The following is an 18238-nucleotide window of genomic DNA, read 5'->3' on the forward strand; positions in this document are numbered from 1 at the left end:
CGGGCGCACCTTTCCGGCCACGCCCGGGCCACCGTGACGCGCGCCGCAGCGTCGCGTGACCGGTGCACCTAATATCTGTCCATGGACGACGACGGAGCGATGACACGAGCGGCGGCGGAACCCGCGACGTACTGGGCGCCCGGGACACAGATCCTGTGGCGTTACCGGGAGAACGCCGGCGAGCGCGTCCACATCGCCCGTCCCGTCACCGTCGTGCGGGACGACGCGGATCTCCTCGCGGTGTGGCTGGCCCCCGGCACGGAGTGCGTGAAGCCGGTGCTGGCGGACGGCACGCCCGTGCACCTGGAGCCGCTGGACTCCCGGTACACCAAGGCGCGTACGGTCCAGCGGGACCGCTGGTTCGGCACGGGCGTGCTCAAGCTGGCCCAGCCGGGCCGGCCGTGGTCGGTGTGGCTGTTCTGGGACCCGGGCTGGCGGTTCAAGAACTGGTACGTGAACCTGGAGCAGCCGCTGGCCCGCTGGGCGCGCGGGGTGGACTCCGAGGACCACTTCCTGGACATCTCCGTGCACCCGGACCGCGGTTGGCACTGGCGGGACGAGGACGAGTTCGCGCAGGCCCAGCGCGACGGGCTGATGGACGCGGCGACCGCCGAGCGGGTGCGGGCGGCCGGCCGGGAGGCGGTCGAGGTGATCCGCGCGTGGGGACCGCCGTTCTCGGACGGGTGGGAGCACTGGCGCCCGGACCCGTCCTGGGCGGTACCTTCTCTCCCCGAGGACTGGGACCGTACGCCCGCGCACGTGTCCTCATGAGACCCTTGATGCGCCCCCCGGCAAGAAACGTAGGATCGTCCTCCGCAAGGGCGCACGACAGCAACTCCCGGAGCAACCGCCGGGCTTGACCGAACGTCACCGAGGGGCGGCAGGACGTGAGCGAGGGGCACCACGGCACCACCGCGAGGACCTGCGGCGACACCGCCGCGAGCCGCGCGCACCTCGCCGCCGGCACAGGTACCACCCCCGACCACGCGGGAATTCCGTTCCTGGGGCACGTATTGCGGGTATCGGAATTTCGGCGGGTCCAACTGCCCTTGGCCCCGGACGGATGGATGCGACACGCGTGACGGAGCAGCCCACCTCCTTCGAACGCCCCCAGCCGGGCGTCGACCCCGCGGAGCGCCGCGGGGCACTTCTGCGTTCCCCGGAGCCCCTCGGCGCCCCGGCGTTACCGGCGCAGTCCCGGGCCGACGGAGCACCGTCCGCCGCGGGCACGGCCGCGCCCCGCGGCAAGGGACAGGACGGCAAGGTGAAGGAGCCCCCAGTCAACGGCCCCGAGCACTCCCAGCCCGCCGCCGCCGAGCCCGGCGCTCATCGCCCGCGGCCCGCGCCGGAGGCCATCCCGGCCCAGCCCGGCGCCGAGCAGGAGCGGACGCCGACCGGTGACGAACGCCGTACCGGGCGGGGACTGCCGCCCGGGCGGCCGATGCCCATGCGGCGGGACGGGGACCGGCTGCGGTTCGTGGGCGCGGCCACCCGGCGGATCGCCCGCGGACTCGACCTGGACGAGATCGTGATGGGCCTGTGCCGGGCGACCGTGCCGACGTTCTCCGACGCCATCCTGGTCTACCTGCGCGACCCGCTGCCGGTCGGTGACGAGCGGCCCACCGGCCCGGTGGTGCTGCGGCTGCGCCGCACCGACCGCATCCCCGAGGAACGGGACACCGAGGGGGCGCTGCTGCCGCCCGCGTTCGATCCGGAGCCGGAACCGACCGCGCTGGCGGAGCTGTCGTCCCTGACCACCGAGTTGTGCGAGGTACGGCCGGGCGGCGCGCTGAACGAGGTGCTGCGCGGGGTGCGCCCGGTGTTCGCGGACACGCCCGCCGCCCGGGCCGCGCTGCCGGAACTGCTCGGTGAGGGCGGCGAGGCGGTGGTGCCGGGCGGGCAGCGCGCGATCCTCGCGCCGCTGCGCGGCCGGCGCCGGGTGATCGGCGCGGCCCTCTTCCTGCGCCGCCCGGACCGGCCCGCGTTCGAGGCGGACGACCTGCTGGTGGCCGCGCAGTTGGCCACCCACAGCGCGCTCGGCATCGACAAGGCGGTGCTGTACGGCCGTGAGGCGTACATCGCCGACGAGCTCCAGCGCACCATGCTGCCCGAGACCCTGCCCCGCCCGACCGGCGTCCGGCTGGCCTCCCGGTACCTGCCGGCGGCGGAGACCGCGCGGGTCGGCGGCGACTGGTACGACGCGATCCCGCTGCCCGGCAGCCGGGTCGCGCTGGTCGTCGGCGACGTGATGGGTCACTCCATGACCTCGGCGGCGATCATGGGCCAGCTGCGGACGACGGCGCAGACCCTGGCCGGCCTCGACCTGCCTCCGCAGGAGGTGCTGCACCACCTGGACGAGCAGGCGCAGCGGCTGGGCACCGACCGCATGGCGACCTGCCTGTACGCGGTCTACGACCCGGTCACGCACCGCATCACCATCGCCAACGCCGGTCATCCGCCGCCCGTGCTGCTGCACCTGGGCGGGCGGGCCGAGGTGCTGCGGGTGCCGCCGGGCGCGCCGATCGGCGTCGGCGGGGTGGACTTCGAGGCGGTCGAGCTGGACGCGCCGGCGGGCGCGACCCTGCTGCTGTACACCGACGGGCTGGTGGAGTCCCGGCTGCGGGACGTGTGGACCGGCATAGAGCAGTTGCGGGAGAAGCTCGCCGCGACCGCCCGGCTGACCGGCCCGGACCATCCGCCGCCGCTGGAAGCGCTGTGCGACGAGGTGCTCGACATGCTCGGCCCGGGCGACCGGGACGACGACATCGCGCTGCTCGCCGCCCGCTTCGACGGGATCGCACCGAGCGACGTCGCCTACTGGACGCTGGAGCCGGAGGACTCCGCGCCCGGGCAGGCCCGCCGGCTGGCCCGGCGCGCGCTGTCCCGCTGGGACCTGGAGGACCTGACGGACTCGGTGGAGCTGCTGGTCAGCGAGGTCGTGACCAACGCCGTACGGTACGCGTCCCGGCCGGTGACGCTGCGGCTGCTGCGCACCGACGTGCTGCGCTGCGAGGTCGGCGACGACGTGCCGCAGCTGCCGCGGCTCAGGCAGGCGCGCGCCACGGACGAGGACGGGCGCGGCCTGTACCTGGTCAACCGGCTGGCCCGGCGCTGGGGAGCGACCCGGCTGAGCACCGGCAAGGTGGTGTGGTTCGAGCTGAACCGGGGCTGAGCCCCTGGTGCGCGAAGACGGCGAGGTACTCCCGGAGGATTCCGGGGGGCACCTCGCCGTCGTGCGTCCCGTGCCGCTACCGGTCGAGGCCGGCGTCGGGGACGGGGTCGAGCGGGTCCTCGGTGGCCGGGGTGGTCGGCGGCCGGCTCGTCGGCGGCTGGCTCGGCGTCTCGGACGGCGTCTCGGACGGGGTCCGGGACGGCGTCGGGGACGTCGGGGGAGGCGACGTGGGCGGCTCGGACGTGGGCGGCTCGCTGCTGGGCGTCCGCGACGGCGTCGGGGACGGCGTCGACGGCGGCGGCGTGTACGTCTCGGTCGGGGCGACGGCCGCGCCCTGGGTGGTCTCGAGGTCGAACTCGGCCCCGTCGGTGACGCCGAAGGTGTACGCGGCCCAGATCTGCGCGGGGTAGCCGCCGCCGTTGACCCGGCCGGGCGGCGGGATCAGCCCGGTCGCGCCCTTCAGGGAGACCTGGGCCCGGGTCTTCTGGTCCTGGCCGAACAGGCCGACGGAGGTGACCAGGTCGGGGGTGTAGCCGGTGAACCAGGCCGACTTGTCCTCGTCGGAGGTGCCGGTCTTGCCCGCCACCTGCTGGCCGTCGCGCAGCGGGTTGTCGGCGACGGAGATCTTGGCCGTACCGTCGTCGACCACGCCCGTGAGCACCGAGGTGACCGTGTCGGCGGCCGTGCGGCTGATGACCTGGCCGCCGACCGGGTCCGGCAGCTGGGCCGTCCGGCCCTTCTTCTCCGCCGACTTCAGGATGCTGGGGGTCACCTTGTGGCCGTGGTTGGCGAAGGTGGCGTAGATCCCGGCCATCTCCAGGGGGCTGGCGCCCATCGAGCCGAGCGTCTGGGCGGGCACGGCCTGCATGCCCTTGGTGTCCATGCCGAGCTTGCCGGCCGTGCTCATCACGTTGCCCATGCCCACGTCCACGCCCATCTGCGCGAAGACGGAGTTGACGGACTTGTTCATCGCCTCCTGGACGGTGATCGGGCCGTAGCTGCGGTCGTCCTCGTTCGGCGGGGCGAAGCCGACCTTCCTGCCGTGGTCCAGGACCGGGCGGCGGGTGGTGCCGTCGTAGACGGTGTCGGCGGTGATCTGCCGGCCGGCCTGGGTGGTGGCGTTCTGCTCCAGGGCGGCGGCGAGGATGACCGGCTTGAAGGTGGAGGCGGGCTGGTAGTCCTCGCGCGTGGCGTTGCTGATGTAGTGCTTGTAGTAGTCCAGTCCGCCGTACAGCGCGACGATCCTGCCGGTCTTGGGGTCGACCGAGACGGCGCCCGGCTGGACGTCCCCGTCGACGCCGCGCTTCTTCGGGTCGAGCTTGCCGGTCAGCCGGCTCCGGACCGCCTTCTCCAGCGCGACCTGCTTCTTGCGGTCGATGTTCAGGGTGATGGTCCAGCCCTTGCGGAAGACCGCGGTCTCGGCCTCCGACTGGGTCAGGCCGTCCTCGGCCATGAGCCGCTGCTCCAGCTGGTGGTTGGCGAGGTCGACCAGGTAGCCCTTCTGCCCGCCGAGGCCGGGGGCGCCCCTGGGCTCCAGGGGTTTGGGGAAGTGCATGCCGGCGCGCTCGGACCGGGACAGCCAGTGCTCCTCGACCATGTTGTCCAGGACGTAGTTCCAGCGGGCCGTGACCAGCCGCCTGCCGGTGTCGCTCGCGGCCTGCCAGTCGTACTGGCTCGGCGCCTGGAGCAGCGCGGCGAGGTAGGCGCCCTGCTGGACGGAGAGCTTCTGCGCGTCGGTGTGGTAGTAGGCCTGGGCGGCGGCCTGGATGCCGTAGGCGCCGCGGCCGTAGTAACTGGTGTTGATGTAGCCGGCGAGGATGTCGGCCTTCGACGTCTCGCGCTCCACCTTCAGCGAGATGACCAGTTCCTTCAGCTTGCGCGTGACGGTCTGGTTCTGGTCGAGGTAGTAGTTCTTCACGTACTGCTGGGTGATGGTGGAGCCGCCCTGCTTGCCCCTGCCGGAGAGCGTGTTGAGCAGACCGCGGGCCGTGCCCTTCAGGTCGACGCCGGGGTCGTGGTAGAAGCTCTTGTTCTCCGCCGCGACGAAGGTCAGCTGGACCTTGCGGGGCACCTTGGAGAGGTCCACGATCTCGCGGTTGGTCTTGCCGTCGCGGGTCAGGATCGTGCCGTCGCTGTACTTGTAGACGTTGCTCTGCTGCTGGGCGGCGGCGTTGCCGGCCGGTATGTCGACGTACAGGTAGAGCCCGATGAAGGCCGCCACGACGAGCAGGCACGCGCCGAAGAAGGTCCCGAGGATCTTCTTCCAGGTGAACATCCGGCGTATGAGGCCCCGGGCGGGCTTGCCGCCGGGGGCCTGACCGGTGCGGGCCGGGACGGTGGCCGCGGGGTCGGGCGCGGGGCGGCGGCGTCGGGGCGCCGCGCGGTGGCCGCCCTGTCGCGCTCGTCTCTCTTCCGCTCGTCCCATGGGTCCCTACGCTCGCTTCCGTCTCGGGGTCAGCTCCGAAAGCTAACACCCCTCTATATGACAAAGGGCGTCTGATCCGTTCTTTTACGGACGTGACAATCAGCACCCACCTCCAGGGAACCGACGCCGAACGGGTGGCGCCGGGTTGCCTGCGGGCGTAAAGTGATATCACTTTGCTAGAGCGGAGCGGGGCGCACACGGTGCCCAACTCCCTGAGAACCGGGGGTCCCCTGTGTCCATATCCGAGCCGGCCGTCCAGGCCGACATCCCCGAGATGCCCGCGCCGAAGGTCCGGGAGTTCGCCGCCCACAGCATCGGCGGCGGGCTCGCCCTGCTGCTCGGACTGGCCGGCCTCGCCGCCGCGGCCGCCCTCTTCGTCGCCTCCGGGGCGACCTCCTCCGCCGGCGCCCGGGGCGGCCTCGTCACCGCCGGGATCCTCGTCCTGCTCGCGGCCGTCATCGCGATGCGCGGCCTGAACACGGTCGCCCCCGGCGAGGCACGGGTCGTCCAGCTCTTCGGGCGCTACCGGGGCACGATCCGGCAGGACGGCCTGCGCTGGGTGAACCCCTTCACCTCCCGGACCCGGATCTCCACCCGGGTGCGCAACCACGAGACGGCGGTCCTCAAGGTCAACGACGCCTACGGCAACCCGATCGAACTGGCCGCGGTCGTGGTCTGGAAGGTCCGGGACACCGCGCAGGCCACCTTCGAGGTGGACGACTTCGCCGAGTTCGTCGCCACGCAGACCGAGACGGCCGTGCGGCACATCGCGATCGAGTACCCCTACGACGCCCACGAGGAGGACGGCCTGTCGCTGCGCGGCAACGCCGAGGAGATCACCGAGAAGCTGGCCGTGGAACTCCAGGCGCGGGTGGAGGCGGCCGGGGTACAGGTCGTCGAGTCGCGGTTCACGCACCTCGCGTACGCCCCCGAGATCGCCTCGGCGATGCTCCAGCGGCAGCAGGCGGGCGCGGTCGTCGCGGCCCGGCGGCAGATCGTCGACGGCGCGGTGGGCATGGTCGAGGCGGCACTGGCACGGATCGCGGAGGCGGACATCGTGGAGCTGGACGACGAACGCAAGGCGGCGATGGTGTCGAACCTGATGGTGGTGCTGTGCGGCGACCGCGCCCCGCAGCCGGTCCTCAACACCGGGACGCTGTACCAGTGACGGACGGCACGGAGCCGGAGTCCCCGGACCCCCCGGAGGCACCCGACCCCCCGGAGGCACCGAAGCGCCGGCCGCAGCAGCGCAAGCAGGTGCTGCTGCGGCTGGACCCGTCGGTGTACGAGGCGCTGGCCCGGTGGGCCGGGGACGAACTGCGGTCGGCCAACGCGCAGATCGAGTTCCTGCTGCGCCAGGCGCTGGCCGACGCGGGGCGGCTGCCGAAGGGCGCCGGACCATTGCCCCGGCGGGGCCGGCCGCCTGTGTCAGAACCGTGACAATCGGCCCCCACCTGCGGGGCCGTACCGCCGGCGACCAACTGTCCACGCGGTGTATACATCCGGCGTATACACCGTGTGTAGAGTGCTCCGCATGTCCATCGGTCACACCCTCCTAGGACTCCTGGAGTCCGGCCCGCGCCACGGTTACGACCTCAAGCGGGCCTTCGACGAGAAGTTCGGTCACGACCGGCCGCTGCACTACGGCCAGGTCTACTCCACGATGTCCCGGCTCCTGAAGCACGGACTCGTGGAAGTCGACGGCATCGAGGCGGGCGGCGGTCCCGAGCGCAAGCGGTACGCCGTCACCGACGCCGGCGTCACCGACGTGGAGCACTGGCTCGCCACCCCGGAGAAGCCGGAGGAGTACCTCCAGTCGACCCTCTACACCAAGGTCGTCCTCGCCCTCCTCACCCACCGGGACGCCTCCACCATCCTCGACACCCAGCGTGCCGAGCACCTGCGCAGCATGCGGATCCTGACCGACCGCAAGCGCCGGGGCGATCTCGCCGACCAGCTGATCTGCGACCACGCCCTGTTCCACCTGGAGGCCGACCTGCGCTGGCTGGAACTGACCGCGGCACGCCTGGACAAGCTGCGTGAGGCGGTGACCCGATGACTCCTCCGCCCGGCTCCCTGCTCACCGCCGAGAACCTGTGCAAGGCCTACGGCCCGACCGTCGCGCTCGACGGCGCCGAGTTCTCCATCCACCCCGGCGAGGTCGTCGCCGTGATGGGCCCGTCCGGGTCCGGCAAGTCGACGCTGCTGCACTGCCTCGCCGGCATCGTGCCGCCCGACTCCGGTTCCATCACCTACGACGGCCGCGAACTGGCCGGCATGAACGACGCCCGGCGCAGCGCGCTGCGCCGCAGCGAGTTCGGCTTCGTCTTCCAGTTCGGGCAGCTCGTGCCCGAACTGACCTGCGTGGAGAACGTGGCGCTGCCGCTGCGCCTGAACGGCACCTCCCGCAAGGCCGCCGAACGGGCCGCGCTGACCTGGATGGAACGCCTGGAGGTCGATGACCTCCGGGGCAAGCGGCCCGGCGAGGTCTCCGGCGGCCAGGGCCAGCGGGTCGCGGTCGCGCGGGCCCTGGTCACCCAGCCGCGGGTGCTGTTCGCCGACGAACCGACCGGCGCGCTGGACTCCCTCAACGGCGAACGCGTGATGGAGCTGCTCACCGACGCCGCCCGCTCCACCAACGCGGCCGTGGTGCTCGTCACGCACGAGGCCCGGGTGGCCGCCTACTCCGACCGGGAGATCGTCGTACGCGACGGCAGGTCCCGGGACATGGAGCGCGCCGTATGAACGCGCGGCAGTGGGCCCGGGACCTCGGCATGGGCGTCCGGTTCGCCTGCACCGGCGGGCGCGAGGGATGGGTCCGGATGGTGCTGACCGCGGTCGGCGTCGGCCTGGGCGTGGCCCTGCTGCTGCTGACGACCGCGCTGCCGAACGTGCTGGCCGTGCGCCACCAGCGCGAGGAGGCCCGCCAGGACCTCACCTTCGGCGCGACCACCCCGCCCAGGAGCGACCACACCCTCCTGGTCGCCACCACGGACACCGAGTGGCACGCGAAGGACGTCCGGGGCCGGCTGCTGGAGGCCGAGGGGCCGCGGGCGCCGCTGCCGCCGGGCGTGGACCGCTTCCCGGCGAAGGGCGAGATGTTCGCCTCGCCCGCGTTGAAGGAACTGCTCGCCTCGGACGGGGCGAAGCTGCTGCGCGAGCGGATCCCGTACCGGGTCACCGGCACCATCGGCGAGCCCGGGCTGATCGGGTCGCGGGAACTCGCCTACTACGCGGGCGCCGACGGCCTGAAGGCGAAGGTCGACCGTACGGTGCAGCGGCTGTCCGCGTTCGGGGACCCGCACCCGACGACCGAGCGGGCCGACCCCGTGCTCATCCTGATGATGCTGGTCGTCTTCGTGGTGCTGCTGATGCCGGTCGCCGTGTTCATCGCCGCGGCCGTGCGGTTCGGCGGCGAACGGCGCGACCGCCGGCTGGCCGCGCTGCGGCTGGTGGGCTCCGACAGCCGGATGACCCGCCGGATCGCGGCCGGCGAGGCGATGGCCGGAGCACTGCTCGGACTGGTCGTCGGCACCGTGTTCTTCCTGATCGGACGTCAGGTGGCGGGCTCCGTGGAGGTGCTGGGCGAGAGCTTCTTCCCCAGCTACCTGAACCCCTCCCCCGCGCTGGTCGCGCTGGTCGCCGTCGCGGTCCCGGCGGCCGCGGTGGCGGTGACGCTGCTGGCGATGCGCGGGGTGGTCGTCGAACCGCTCGGCGTGGTGCGGGCGGCGCGGCCGGCCCGGCGGCGCCTGTGGTGGCGGCTGCTGCTGCCGGTGGCGGGCCTGGCGATGCTGTACCCGATGATCGGCAACGGCCGCTCCCACGGCGACTTCAACCAGTACCTGGTCGTCGGCGGCGTGATGCTGCTGCTGGTCGGCGTGACCGCGCTGCTGCCCTGGCTGGTGGAGGCGGTGGTGGCCCGGCTCGGCCCGGGCTCGGTGTCCTGGCAGCTGGCCGTCCGGCGGCTCCAGGTCGGCAGCGGCTCGGCGGCCCGCATGGTCAACGGCATCGCCGTGGCGGTGGCCGGGGCGATCGCGCTCCAGATGCTGTTCGCGGGCGTGGAGAGCCAGTACACGAAGGACACCGGCCGCGATCCCGGGCGGGTGCAGATGGAGGTCGACCTGTCCCGCCGGACGCAGGTGCGCGTCGCGGGGCGGGAGTTCGAGCACACCAAGGGCGTCAGGTCCACGGTCGCGATCTCCACCGGCGAGCTCGGTGACCGGCGCCGCGCCCCGAACGACAGCACGTCCTTCACCGTCGGCGACTGCCGGGCCCTGCGGGAGCTGGCCCACCTGCCGTCCTGCCGGGACGGCGACGTCTTCGCCGTGCACGCCGCCGACGGCGACGCCGGCCTGCGCGCGCTGCGTCGGTCGGGCGGGACGGGTTACCTCGACCCGACCTACTCGGACAGCGACCGCGGACGCGAGATCCCCTGGAAGGTGCCGGCCGGGCTGCCGCAGGTCACCGTCCGCAAGGACGCGCTGAACACCGGGGTCGGCGGCCTGCTGGTCACCCCCGCCGCCCTGCCCCCCGCGGCCACGCCGACGCTCTACAGCCAGGTGTACGTCCGCATCGACCCGTCGGTGCCGGACGCGGGGGAGTACGTGCGGAACACGGCCGCCCGGGTGGACCCCCTCGCCGACGCGTGGCAGTGGTCCTCGACCGAGCAGTCCCGGAAGTACACCTCGCTGCGCACCGGCCTGTTCGTCGGCGCGGTCGGGGTGCTGGCGCTGATCGGGGCCAGCCTGCTGGTCTCCCAGCTGGAGCAGTTGCGCGAGCGGCGCAAGCTGCTGTCGTCGCTGGTCGCCTTCGGCACCCGGCGCCGCACGCTGGGCCTGTCGGTGCTGTGGCAGACGGCGGTGCCCATCACGCTGGGCCTGCTGCTGGCCTCGGCGGTGGGGCTCGGCCTCGGCGCGGTGCTGCTGAGGATGACGGCCACCCCGGTGACCGTCGACTGGGTGAGCGTGCTGTCGATGACCGGCGCCGGCGCGGCCGTGGTCCTCACGGTCACCCTGCTGAGCCTGCCGCCACTGGCGCGGCTGATGCGGCCGGAGGGGCTGCGGACGGAATAGGCGGGCCCGCACGCGCAGGGGCTCTCTCCCGAGGGGATCGTCTCCCCCACGGGAGGGAGCCCCCCGCGCGTCTCAGGCGTCGTCGTCCACGACCCGCACCGGCAGGGCGCGCAGCGCCTCGCGCAGGGCCGCCGCCAGCTCCTCGTACTCGGCGGCGCGGGCCGCGCCGGCCCGCATCGCGAAGGCGACGCGGCGGCTGGGGGCGGGATCGGCGAAGTAGCCGGTCAGCAGCTGGCTGCTGCGGGCGGTCTCCAGCTTCTGCGCGGTGCGCGGCAGCAGGGTGCAGCCCAGACCGCCCGCCACCAGCTGGACCAGCGTGGACAGTCCGGCGGCCGTGGTGGTGACCGGCGCGTCCGCGCGGCCGGCCTCCCGGCAGATGTCCAGGGCCTGGTCGCGCAGGCAGTGCCCCTCGTCCAGGAGCAGCAGGTTCAGCTCCCGCAGCGCCTCGCGCGGGATGCCCTCCCGGCCGCCGAGGGCGTGGTCGAGCGGGGTGACGAGCACGAAGTCCTCGTCGAACAGGGGCAGTTCCACCACACCGGGGACGCCCAGCGGTACGGCCAGCAGCAGCAGGTCGAGCCGGCCGGAGTGCAGGCCGTCGACCAGGCTGGCGGTCTGCTCCTCGTGCACCTGGAGGTCGAGGTGCGGGTAGCGCTCGTGGACGAGCCGCAGCACGGCCGGCAGCAGGTACGGCGCGACCGTGGGGATCACCCCGAGCCGCAGCGCCCCCGTGAACGGCGCCCGGACCGCCTCGGCCTCCTCCATGAGCGCGGCGACCGCGTCCAGCACCGCCTTGGCCCGCACGGCCAGCCGCTCCCCCGCGGGCGAGAGCAGTACCTTGCGGGTCGTACGCTCGAGGAGGGTCACGCCGAGGGTCTCCTCGAGCGTCGAGACCGCGCCGGACAGGGCCGGCTGGCTCATCCCGATGGCCGCCGCCGCGTCCCGGAAGTGCAGGTGCTCCGCCACGGCGGCGAAGGCCCGCAGCTGCGCCAGGCTGGGCTGTCGGCGCCTGCTTCCGTTACCTATAGTCACTGATAGCTACCTCCGATCAACACGACCGAGTGTAGCTATTTCCCTAATCAATGCACCCTGTGCCAACATCAATAACGTCCAACCCATGGGAAACGCCCCAAAAGGGAAGTTTCTTCGCTGCAAGGAGAGCGTGTGCTCACTGTCGGTGACAAGTTCCCCGAGTTCGAACTGACCTCCTGCGTCTCGCTGGAGAAGGGTCAGGAGTTCGAGCAGATCCACCACAAGTCCTACGAGGGCAAGTGGCTGGTCGTCTTCGCGTGGCCCAAGGACTTCACGTTCGTGTGCCCGACCGAGATCGCCGCGTTCGGGAAGCTGAACGACGAGTTCGCCGACCGCGACGCGCAGATCCTCGGCTTCTCCGGTGACTCCGAGTTCGTCCACCACGCGTGGCGCAAGGACCACCCGGACCTGACCGACCTGCCGTTCCCGATGATGGCCGACTCCAAGCACGAGCTGATGCGCGCGCTGGGCATCGAGGGCGAGGACGGCTTCGCGCAGCGTGCCGTCTTCATCGTCGACCCGAGCCACGAGATCCAGTTCACGATGGTCACCGCCGGTTCCGTGGGGCGCAACCCCAAGGAGGTCCTGCGGGTCCTGGACGCCCTCCAGACCGACGAGCTGTGCCCGTGCAACTGGAGCAAGGGCGAGGAGACCCTTGACCCGGTCGCGCTGCTGGCTGGTGAGTGACCCATGTCGCTCGACTCCCTGAAGTCCCGGGTACCGGACTACGCCAAGGACCTGAAGCTCAACCTGGGCTCGGTCATCGGCAACTCCGAGCTGCCCGCGCAGCAGCTGTGGGGCACGGTGCTGGCCACGGCCATCGCCTCCCGCTCCCCGATCGTGCTGCGTGAGCTGGAGCCCGAGGCGAAGGCCAACCTGTCGCCCGAGGCGTACACGGCCGCCAAGGCCGCCGCCGCGGTGATGGCGATGAACAACGTCTTCTACCGCACCCGGCACCTGCTGTCCGACCACGAGTACGGCACCCTGCGCGCGGGCCTGCGGATGAACGTCATCGGCAACCCGGGCGTGGAGAAGGTCGACTTCGAACTGTGGTCGTTCGCGGTGTCCGCGATCAACGGCTGCGGCATGTGCCTGGACTCGCACGAGCAGGTGCTGCGCAAGGCCGGCGTGGAGCGCGAGACCGTCCAGGAGGCGTTCAAGATCGCCTCCGTGGTACAGGCCGTCGGCGTCACCCTCGACGCGGAGGCGGTGCTGTCCGAGTAGGACAGCCGCCCACCGTCAACCCCGCTCACCCCTGGTGGGCGGGGTTCCGCGCGTCTTCGAGGGGGACGTCCTCCGCGCTGGCGTCGGCGATCCCGTCGCCCGCCCCGTCGTCGTCCCCGCCGGTGCCACCGGTGTCGCCGGTGCCGTCCGCCTCGGCGGCCCCGTCCTCGGGCGTCTCGCCGTCCTGGGCCTCCTGGGCGTACGTCCGCAGGTAACCGACCACCGTGTTCGTCACCGCCACCAGCGGTACGGCCACCACGGCGCCGCCGATGCCGGCCACCATGCCGCCGGCCGCCACGGTCAGCACGACCGCCAGCGGATGGACACGGACCGCGCGGCCGAGGATGAACGGCTGGAGGACGTGTCCCTCGATCTGCTGGACCGCGAGGACCACGGCGAGGGTCATGACGGCGGCGAAGACACCCTGGGTCACCAGCGCCACGATCACCGCGAGCGCGCCGGAGGCCACCGCGCCCACCAGCGGGATGAAGGAGAACAGGAAGATGAAGACGGCCAGCGGCACGGCCATCGGCACGTCGAGGAAGTAGATGCCGATACCGATGAAGATGGCGTCGATCAGGGCGACCAGGACCGTGCCGCGGACGTAGGCGGTCAGGGTCCGCCAGGCGCGCGGGCCGGCGCCGGCCACACCCGGCCGGGCCGCGGACGGCACCAGCTTCAGGAACCACTGCCAGATGCGCTCACCGTCGTAGAGCAGGAACAGCGTCGAGAAGAACACCAGCAGGATGCCGGTCAGGGCCTCCACGACGACCTGGACGCCCTCCAGGCCGGCCGACGTTATCTGGTCGGCGTTGGCGCCGATGGCCTCACGGAGGTTCTTGGCGATCTGGTTGATCTGCTTGTCGGTGACGTGGAACGGGCTCTTCAGCAGCCAGTTGCGCAGGTCGTCGATGCCGCTCTGTATCTGGGTGGAGAGCGTGTCGATGTTCTCCATCACCTGCCACGTCACGAACCAGCCCATCAGGCCGATGACGACGAAGCCGGCGACGGCGGTCAGCGCGGTGGCCGGGCCGCGCGGCACCCCGCGCCGCCGGAGCCGGGCGACCGTCGGCTGGAGCAGCGCGGTGACCAGCAGGGCGATGACGAAGGCGAACACCACCAGCTGGATGGCGCTGATGACCCGCATCAGCACCCACACCGTGCCGGCCAGCACCAGCAGCCGCCAGCCGGCCTCGGCGGCGACCCGCACGCCCCACGGCACGGCCTGGGCGGGATCGGGGCGCGGACCCGAGGGCGGCGCGGGCCGGGGCGGGGGCGGGGGCGGCTCCGCGGCGGGCGCCTCGGCCCGTCTGCGCCGGGCGGGCCCGGTGCCGTCCTTCTCCACCTCGGCACGGCGCTCGTCGAGGCGCTCGCTCATCTCGGTGAGGCCGGCTCCGAGCCGGCCGAGCCACCCTGGTACTCGCGACATGTCCGTCCTCTTCCCCCGCGTCCCCGGGTGCTAGCCACCACTCCCCCCTGGAGTCGTTCCGGGTACGACCGTACAGTGCGAAAGCCCCTCCCCCGAGGACGGGGAGGGGCTGCGCGGGGCCGGACGTGTACCGGTCGGCCTAGTACCAGTGGTTGGCCTGCCAGAACGACCAGGCCTGGCACGGGCTGCCGTAGCGGTCGTTCATGTAGTTGAGGCCCCACTTGATCTGCGTGGCCGGGTTGGTGCGCCAGTCGGCACCGGCGGAGGCGTACTTGCCGGCGGGCAGGGCCTGGAAGAGACCGTAGGCACCGGAGGAGGCGTTCACCGCCTGGTAGTTCCAGCTGGACTCGTGGTCCACGATGTTGCTGAAGCACTGGAACTGACCGCCGGCCACCATCTGACGGGCCATCGCCTGGATCTGCGCCGCGCTGTAGCTGCTCTGGGTCGGGAAGCTGGAGGAGTCGCGGACGTCGACGCGGACGTCGTCGCGGCTCGCCGCCGCGGCCTTCGTCTCGGCGCGCTCCTTGGCCGCCTTCTCGGCTGCCTTGGCCGCGTTCTCCGCGGCCTCCTTCTTCGCGATCGCGGTCTCGGCGGCCGCCTTGCGGGCCGCTGCCTCCGCGTCCTTCTTGGCACTCGAGTCCGCGGCGATGGCCTGTGCGTCGGCCTGCTGCGTGAGGGACGCGGTCTGCACCTGCGCCTGCTGAGACGCGGGGATGTCCGCGAGGAGCGTCGCGTCGGCTGCCGTCGCCTCGGCGTCGTTGGTCTGCGCGGTGCTGCCCGAGGCAACTCCGACGACGCTTCCGACGGCGGTGACCGCGGTGGCCGAGGCCACTGCGAATCCCCGGACCGAAATCCGGCTCACACGGTTTCCTTCCAGCACCGTCCGCTTCGGTGACCCTGGCGGACGCGATCGTGCCCCTGACACTGGCCTCCCAACTGCGGGGTCACGGGAGGCGCGGGCCCGGTGGGCAACTCCCCCTGGAGGGAGCGCCGCGTGGTGCTCGGGCGGCATACGGCGTCGTTATGGAGTTGGAGGTGCTGCTGTGGTGCCATACCGCTGGGGGTACACGTGTGCCGTATGCGGGGCCTGACAGGACTGAGACTTTGCCGTAACCCGAGGGCGGGTGGCAATTCTGTGTTGCGTGTGAAAGCTCACATCCTGTTTGCGCCCGGTGATTTCAGGAAACCCCCACACACGAAGGCGCCGCCCGGCTAGGCTCCTGAGCCTTTGCCGAACGGCGCCTCGTGGCGTGCCCCGGGGTCAGATGTGGCCGTCCTCCAGCATTTCGGTCACAAGCGCCGCGATCTGGGACCTCTCGGAACGCGTCAGGGTGACGTGGGCGAAGAGGGGGTGCCCCTTCAGCTTCTCGACCACGGCCACCACGCCGTCGTACCGGCCGACGCGCAGGTTGTCCCGCTGGGCCACGTCGTGGGTCAGCACCACCCGCGAGTTGGCGCCGATCCGCGACAGCACCGTGAGCAGCACGTTGCGTTCGAGGGACTGCGCCTCGTCCACGATGACGAACGCGTCGTGCAGCGAGCGCCCACGGATGTGGGTGAGCGGGAGCACCTCCAGCATCCCGCGCGCGGTGACCTCCTCGATGACCTCGCGGCTGGTGACCGCGGAGAGGGTGTCGAAGACGGCCTGCGCCCAGGGGCTCATCTTCTCGGACTCCGAGCCCGGCAGATAGCCCAGTTCCTGCCCGCCGACCGCGTACAGCGGCCGGAAGACCATCACCTTCTTGTGCTGGCGGCGCTCCAGGACCGCCTCCAGGCCCGCGCACAGCGCCAGCGCCGACTTGCCGGTGCCGGCCCGGCCGCCCATCGAGACGATGCCCACGTCCGGGTCGAGCAGCAGGTCCAGCGCGATGCGCTGCTCGGCGCTGCGGCCCTTGATGCCGAACGCCTCCCGGTCCCCGCGCACCAGACGGACGTTGCCGTCGGCGGTGACCCGGCCGAGCGCCTTTCCGCGCTCGGACTGGACGGTCAGCCCGGTGTGCACGGGCAGGTCGGCCGCCTCCGGGACGTACACCCGTCCTTCCTCGAACAGGATGTCCACCTGCTCGCCCGGGAGGACGAGTTCGGACATCCCGGTCCAGCCGGAGTTCTCCGTGATGGCGAGTTCGGCCCGGTACTCCTCGGCGAGGAGCCCGACCGAGGACGCCTTGATGCGCAGCGGCAGGTCCTTCGACACGACGGTGACGTCGTACCCCTCGGCCTGGAGGTTGCGGGCGACCGCGAGGATGCGGGAGTCGTTGTCCCCCAGGCGGTAGCCGCTGGGCAGCACGCTGGGGTCCGAGTGGTTCAGCTCGACACGGACGGTCCCGCCGAGTTCGCCGATCGGGATGGGGGCGTCGAGGCGACCGTGCTTCACCCGGTAGTCGTCCAGCAGGCGCAGCGCCTGGCGGGCGAAGTAGCCGAGCTCGGGATGGTGCCGCTTGGCCTCCAGTTCCGTGACCACCACGATGGGGAGCACGACCTCGTGCTCGTCGAAGCGGGTCAGGGCGTTGGGGTCGGCCAGCAGGACGCTGGTGTCGAGGACATAGGTGCGCCGGTCTGGCTTGTGGCGCTTTGTGCTGGTCACCACGGAAGGACGTACCCCCTCGGATGAGGTCGGGGAGCGACGGAGTGGGAGCAGGGCCGGGAGGGCGGAGAGGCTGGGAAGACACAGCCCGGCACGACGGAGGAGTCCGTGCCGGCCGTCGGCCGCCCCGCGTCGGGCCGGCGACCGGCCCTCCGCCGCTTCGTCCGTGCCGTGACCGCACGATCGGGCTGGTGCAAGGGGCCTCCCGGGCGGACGGCCCCGAGCCGCCCGCTGAGATACGACACCCGTGGTTCGGGTGTCGACCTGTCTGGACTATGCCCTCGAACACGCGCCGCCATGCAAATGCGGCCAACAGCGCGACGGTGAACTCCTGCTTGCGTCCGCCCCACGCGGGGGGTACGAACAGGCCCCGTCACCGGCCGGGTGACGGGGCGGGAACCGCGGGTCAGCCGCCGTAGCGCCGGTGACGTGCGGCGTAGTCGCGCAGGGCGCGCAGGAAGTCGACCTTGCGGAAGGCCGGCCAGAAGACCTCGCAGAAGTAGTACTCCGAGTGCGCGGTCTGCCAGAGCATGAATCCGGACAGCCGCTGCTCCCCGCTGGTGCGGATCACCAGGTCCGGGTCGGGCTGGGCGCCGGTGTACAGGTGCCGGCCGATCATGTCCACGTCGACGGAGTCGGCGAGTTCCGCCAGCGGCACGCCCTTGTCCTGGGCGTCCAGCAGCATGGAGCGCACGGCGTCGGCGATCTCCTGCCGGCCGCCGTAGCCGATGGCCACGTTGACGACTATGCCGGCGGTGTCGGCGGTGGCCTCCTCGGCTTCCTTCAGCGTGCGCTGCATGCCCGCGGGGAGCAGGTCCAGGGTGCCCACGTGGTGCACGCGCCAGCGGCCGTCGGCGGCGAGGGTGCGCACGACGTCCTCGATGATGCCGAGCAGCGGGACCAGCTCGTCCCGCGGCCGGTCGAAGTTGTCGGTCGACAGCAGCCACAGGGTGACCACCTCGACGTCCGTCTCGGAGCACCAGCCGAGGAACTCCTCGATCTTCTCGGCGCCGGCTCGGTGCCCGTGCACGGTGGTGGAGCCGCTCGCCTTCGCCCAGCGGCGATTGCCGTCCATGATGACGCCGATGTGCTTGGGCACCTGAGCGTGGTCCAGGTGGCCTTCCACCCGGCGTGCGTAGAGCCTGACGAGCAGGCCGCGCAGCTTGTCGCGCAGGTTCACGTGACCCTCCGGGGGTTGGGCGCTGAGCAGGGGTGCCGGAGCCGTTGAGCCTACCCCTGCCGAAGGCCTGGTTCCGGCCCGGGGCTTGGGGGTCCGGGGGGGTTCCGGGGGTTCGTACGGTTT

General features: G+C 72.1%; 15 protein-coding genes. 9 read left to right on the forward strand and 6 right to left on the reverse strand.

What is annotated here, in order from left to right; translation table 11 throughout:
• Positions 1-81: 81 nt before the first annotated feature.
• Both ACIQVT_RS10770 and ACIQVT_RS10775 read left to right on the forward strand, forming a co-directional pair.
• Positions 82-771, forward strand: coding sequence for a DUF402 domain-containing protein (locus tag ACIQVT_RS10770; RefSeq protein WP_403750556.1), 690 nt, complete (start codon positions 82-84; stop codon positions 769-771).
• Positions 772-1078: 307 nt separating this feature from the next.
• Positions 1079-3172, forward strand: coding sequence for a SpoIIE family protein phosphatase (locus ACIQVT_RS10775; protein ID WP_403750558.1), 2094 nt, complete (start codon positions 1079-1081; stop codon positions 3170-3172).
• Positions 3173-3248: 76 nt separating this feature from the next.
• On the opposite strand, the gene ACIQVT_RS10780 is transcribed toward ACIQVT_RS10775, so the two are convergent.
• On the reverse strand, positions 3249-5597 hold the full coding sequence (locus ACIQVT_RS10780; protein ID WP_403750560.1) for a transglycosylase domain-containing protein: 2349 nt from the start codon (positions 5595-5597) through the stop codon (positions 3249-3251).
• A 274-nt stretch (positions 5598-5871) separates the two neighbouring features.
• Here ACIQVT_RS10780 and ACIQVT_RS10785 point away from each other — a divergent pair, with 274 nt between their 5' ends.
• The 5 genes from ACIQVT_RS10785 to ACIQVT_RS10805 all read left to right on the forward strand — a co-directional run bounded on the left by ACIQVT_RS10785 (position 5872) and on the right by ACIQVT_RS10805 (position 10669).
• Positions 5872-6765 carry an SPFH domain-containing protein gene (locus ACIQVT_RS10785; protein WP_403750939.1) on the forward strand — a complete coding sequence of 298 codons (894 nt, stop codon included), beginning with the start codon at positions 5872-5874 and terminating at the stop codon, positions 6763-6765.
• Positions 6711-7037 (forward strand): hypothetical protein, encoded by a 327-nt coding sequence (locus tag ACIQVT_RS10790; protein WP_403750562.1) that lies wholly within the window; start codon positions 6711-6713, stop codon positions 7035-7037. Before ACIQVT_RS10785 ends, ACIQVT_RS10790 begins: the two co-directional genes overlap by 55 nt.
• A 94-nt stretch (positions 7038-7131) precedes the next feature.
• Entirely contained in the window at positions 7132-7656 is a 525-nt protein-coding gene (locus ACIQVT_RS10795) for a PadR family transcriptional regulator (RefSeq protein ID WP_403750563.1), read from the forward strand.
• Positions 7653-8342, forward strand: a complete 690-nt coding sequence (locus ACIQVT_RS10800) for an ABC transporter ATP-binding protein (RefSeq protein WP_403750564.1) — start codon at positions 7653-7655, stop codon at positions 8340-8342. Before ACIQVT_RS10795 ends, ACIQVT_RS10800 begins: the two co-directional genes overlap by 4 nt.
• Positions 8339-10669, forward strand: coding sequence for an ABC transporter permease (locus ACIQVT_RS10805; protein ID WP_403750566.1), 2331 nt, complete (start codon positions 8339-8341; stop codon positions 10667-10669). Before ACIQVT_RS10800 ends, ACIQVT_RS10805 begins: the two co-directional genes overlap by 4 nt.
• A 72-nt stretch (positions 10670-10741) precedes the next feature.
• On the opposite strand, the gene ACIQVT_RS10810 is transcribed toward ACIQVT_RS10805, so the two are convergent.
• Positions 10742-11698, reverse strand: a complete 957-nt coding sequence (locus ACIQVT_RS10810) for a LysR substrate-binding domain-containing protein (protein WP_403750568.1) — start codon at positions 11696-11698, stop codon at positions 10742-10744.
• A gap of 132 nt (positions 11699-11830) precedes the next feature.
• Here ACIQVT_RS10810 and ACIQVT_RS10815 point away from each other — a divergent pair, with 132 nt between their 5' ends.
• Both ACIQVT_RS10815 and ACIQVT_RS10820 read left to right on the forward strand, forming a co-directional pair.
• A complete protein-coding gene (locus tag ACIQVT_RS10815; protein WP_403750570.1) occupies positions 11831-12385 on the forward strand; it encodes a peroxiredoxin in 555 nt (184 codons plus the stop codon).
• 3 nt (positions 12386-12388) lie between these two features.
• Positions 12389-12922, forward strand: a complete 534-nt coding sequence (locus tag ACIQVT_RS10820) for an alkyl hydroperoxide reductase (protein ID WP_356818321.1) — start codon at positions 12389-12391, stop codon at positions 12920-12922.
• Positions 12923-12947: 25 nt separating this feature from the next.
• Here the strand turns inward: ACIQVT_RS10820 and ACIQVT_RS10825 are convergent, their stop codons facing one another.
• The 4 genes from ACIQVT_RS10825 to ACIQVT_RS10840 all read right to left on the reverse strand — a co-directional run bounded on the left by ACIQVT_RS10825 (position 12948) and on the right by ACIQVT_RS10840 (position 18115).
• The gene (locus ACIQVT_RS10825) at positions 12948-14351 is read right to left on the reverse strand and encodes an AI-2E family transporter (RefSeq protein WP_403750574.1); all 1404 of its coding nucleotides are present in this window, start codon (positions 14349-14351) and stop codon (positions 12948-12950) included.
• Between the two features lie 139 nt (positions 14352-14490).
• Positions 14491-15213: a transglycosylase SLT domain-containing protein gene (locus tag ACIQVT_RS10830; RefSeq protein ID WP_403750576.1), complete on the reverse strand. Its 723-nt coding sequence runs from the start codon at positions 15211-15213 to the stop codon at positions 14491-14493.
• Between the two features lie 399 nt (positions 15214-15612).
• Complete coding sequence (locus ACIQVT_RS10835) at positions 15613-16938, reverse strand: PhoH family protein (protein WP_403750578.1); 1326 nt, start codon at positions 16936-16938, stop codon at positions 15613-15615.
• 403 nt (positions 16939-17341) lie between these two features.
• Positions 17342-18115 carry an isoprenyl transferase gene (locus ACIQVT_RS10840; protein ID WP_403750579.1) on the reverse strand — a complete coding sequence of 258 codons (774 nt, stop codon included), beginning with the start codon at positions 18113-18115 and terminating at the stop codon, positions 17342-17344.
• Between the last annotated feature and the right edge of the window lie 123 nt (positions 18116-18238).

Origin of the sequence: Streptomyces sp. NPDC100445 (assembly GCF_044759735.1) — a bacterium.
In the GTDB taxonomy this organism is placed as follows: Bacteria; Actinomycetota; Actinomycetes; order Streptomycetales; family Streptomycetaceae; genus Streptomyces.

Bases quoted from the DNA above. Each gene is read 5' to 3' on its own strand.
- ACIQVT_RS10770 (WP_403750556.1), top strand. From the start codon at position 82: ATGGACGACGACGGAGCGATGACACGAGCGGCGGCGGAACCCGCGACG.
- ACIQVT_RS10780 (WP_403750560.1), bottom strand. From the start codon at position 5,597: ATGGGACGAGCGGAAGAGAGACGAGCGCGACAGGGCGGCCACCGCGCG.
- ACIQVT_RS10785 (WP_403750939.1), top strand. From the start codon at position 5,872: ATGCCCGCGCCGAAGGTCCGGGAGTTCGCCGCCCACAGCATCGGCGGC.
- ACIQVT_RS10795 (WP_403750563.1), top strand. From the start codon at position 7,132: ATGTCCATCGGTCACACCCTCCTAGGACTCCTGGAGTCCGGCCCGCGC.
- ACIQVT_RS10800 (WP_403750564.1), top strand. From the start codon at position 7,653: ATGACTCCTCCGCCCGGCTCCCTGCTCACCGCCGAGAACCTGTGCAAG.
- ACIQVT_RS10805 (WP_403750566.1), top strand. From the start codon at position 8,339: ATGAACGCGCGGCAGTGGGCCCGGGACCTCGGCATGGGCGTCCGGTTC.
- ACIQVT_RS10820 (WP_356818321.1), top strand. From the start codon at position 12,389: ATGTCGCTCGACTCCCTGAAGTCCCGGGTACCGGACTACGCCAAGGAC.
- ACIQVT_RS10825 (WP_403750574.1), bottom strand. From the start codon at position 14,351: ATGTCGCGAGTACCAGGGTGGCTCGGCCGGCTCGGAGCCGGCCTCACC.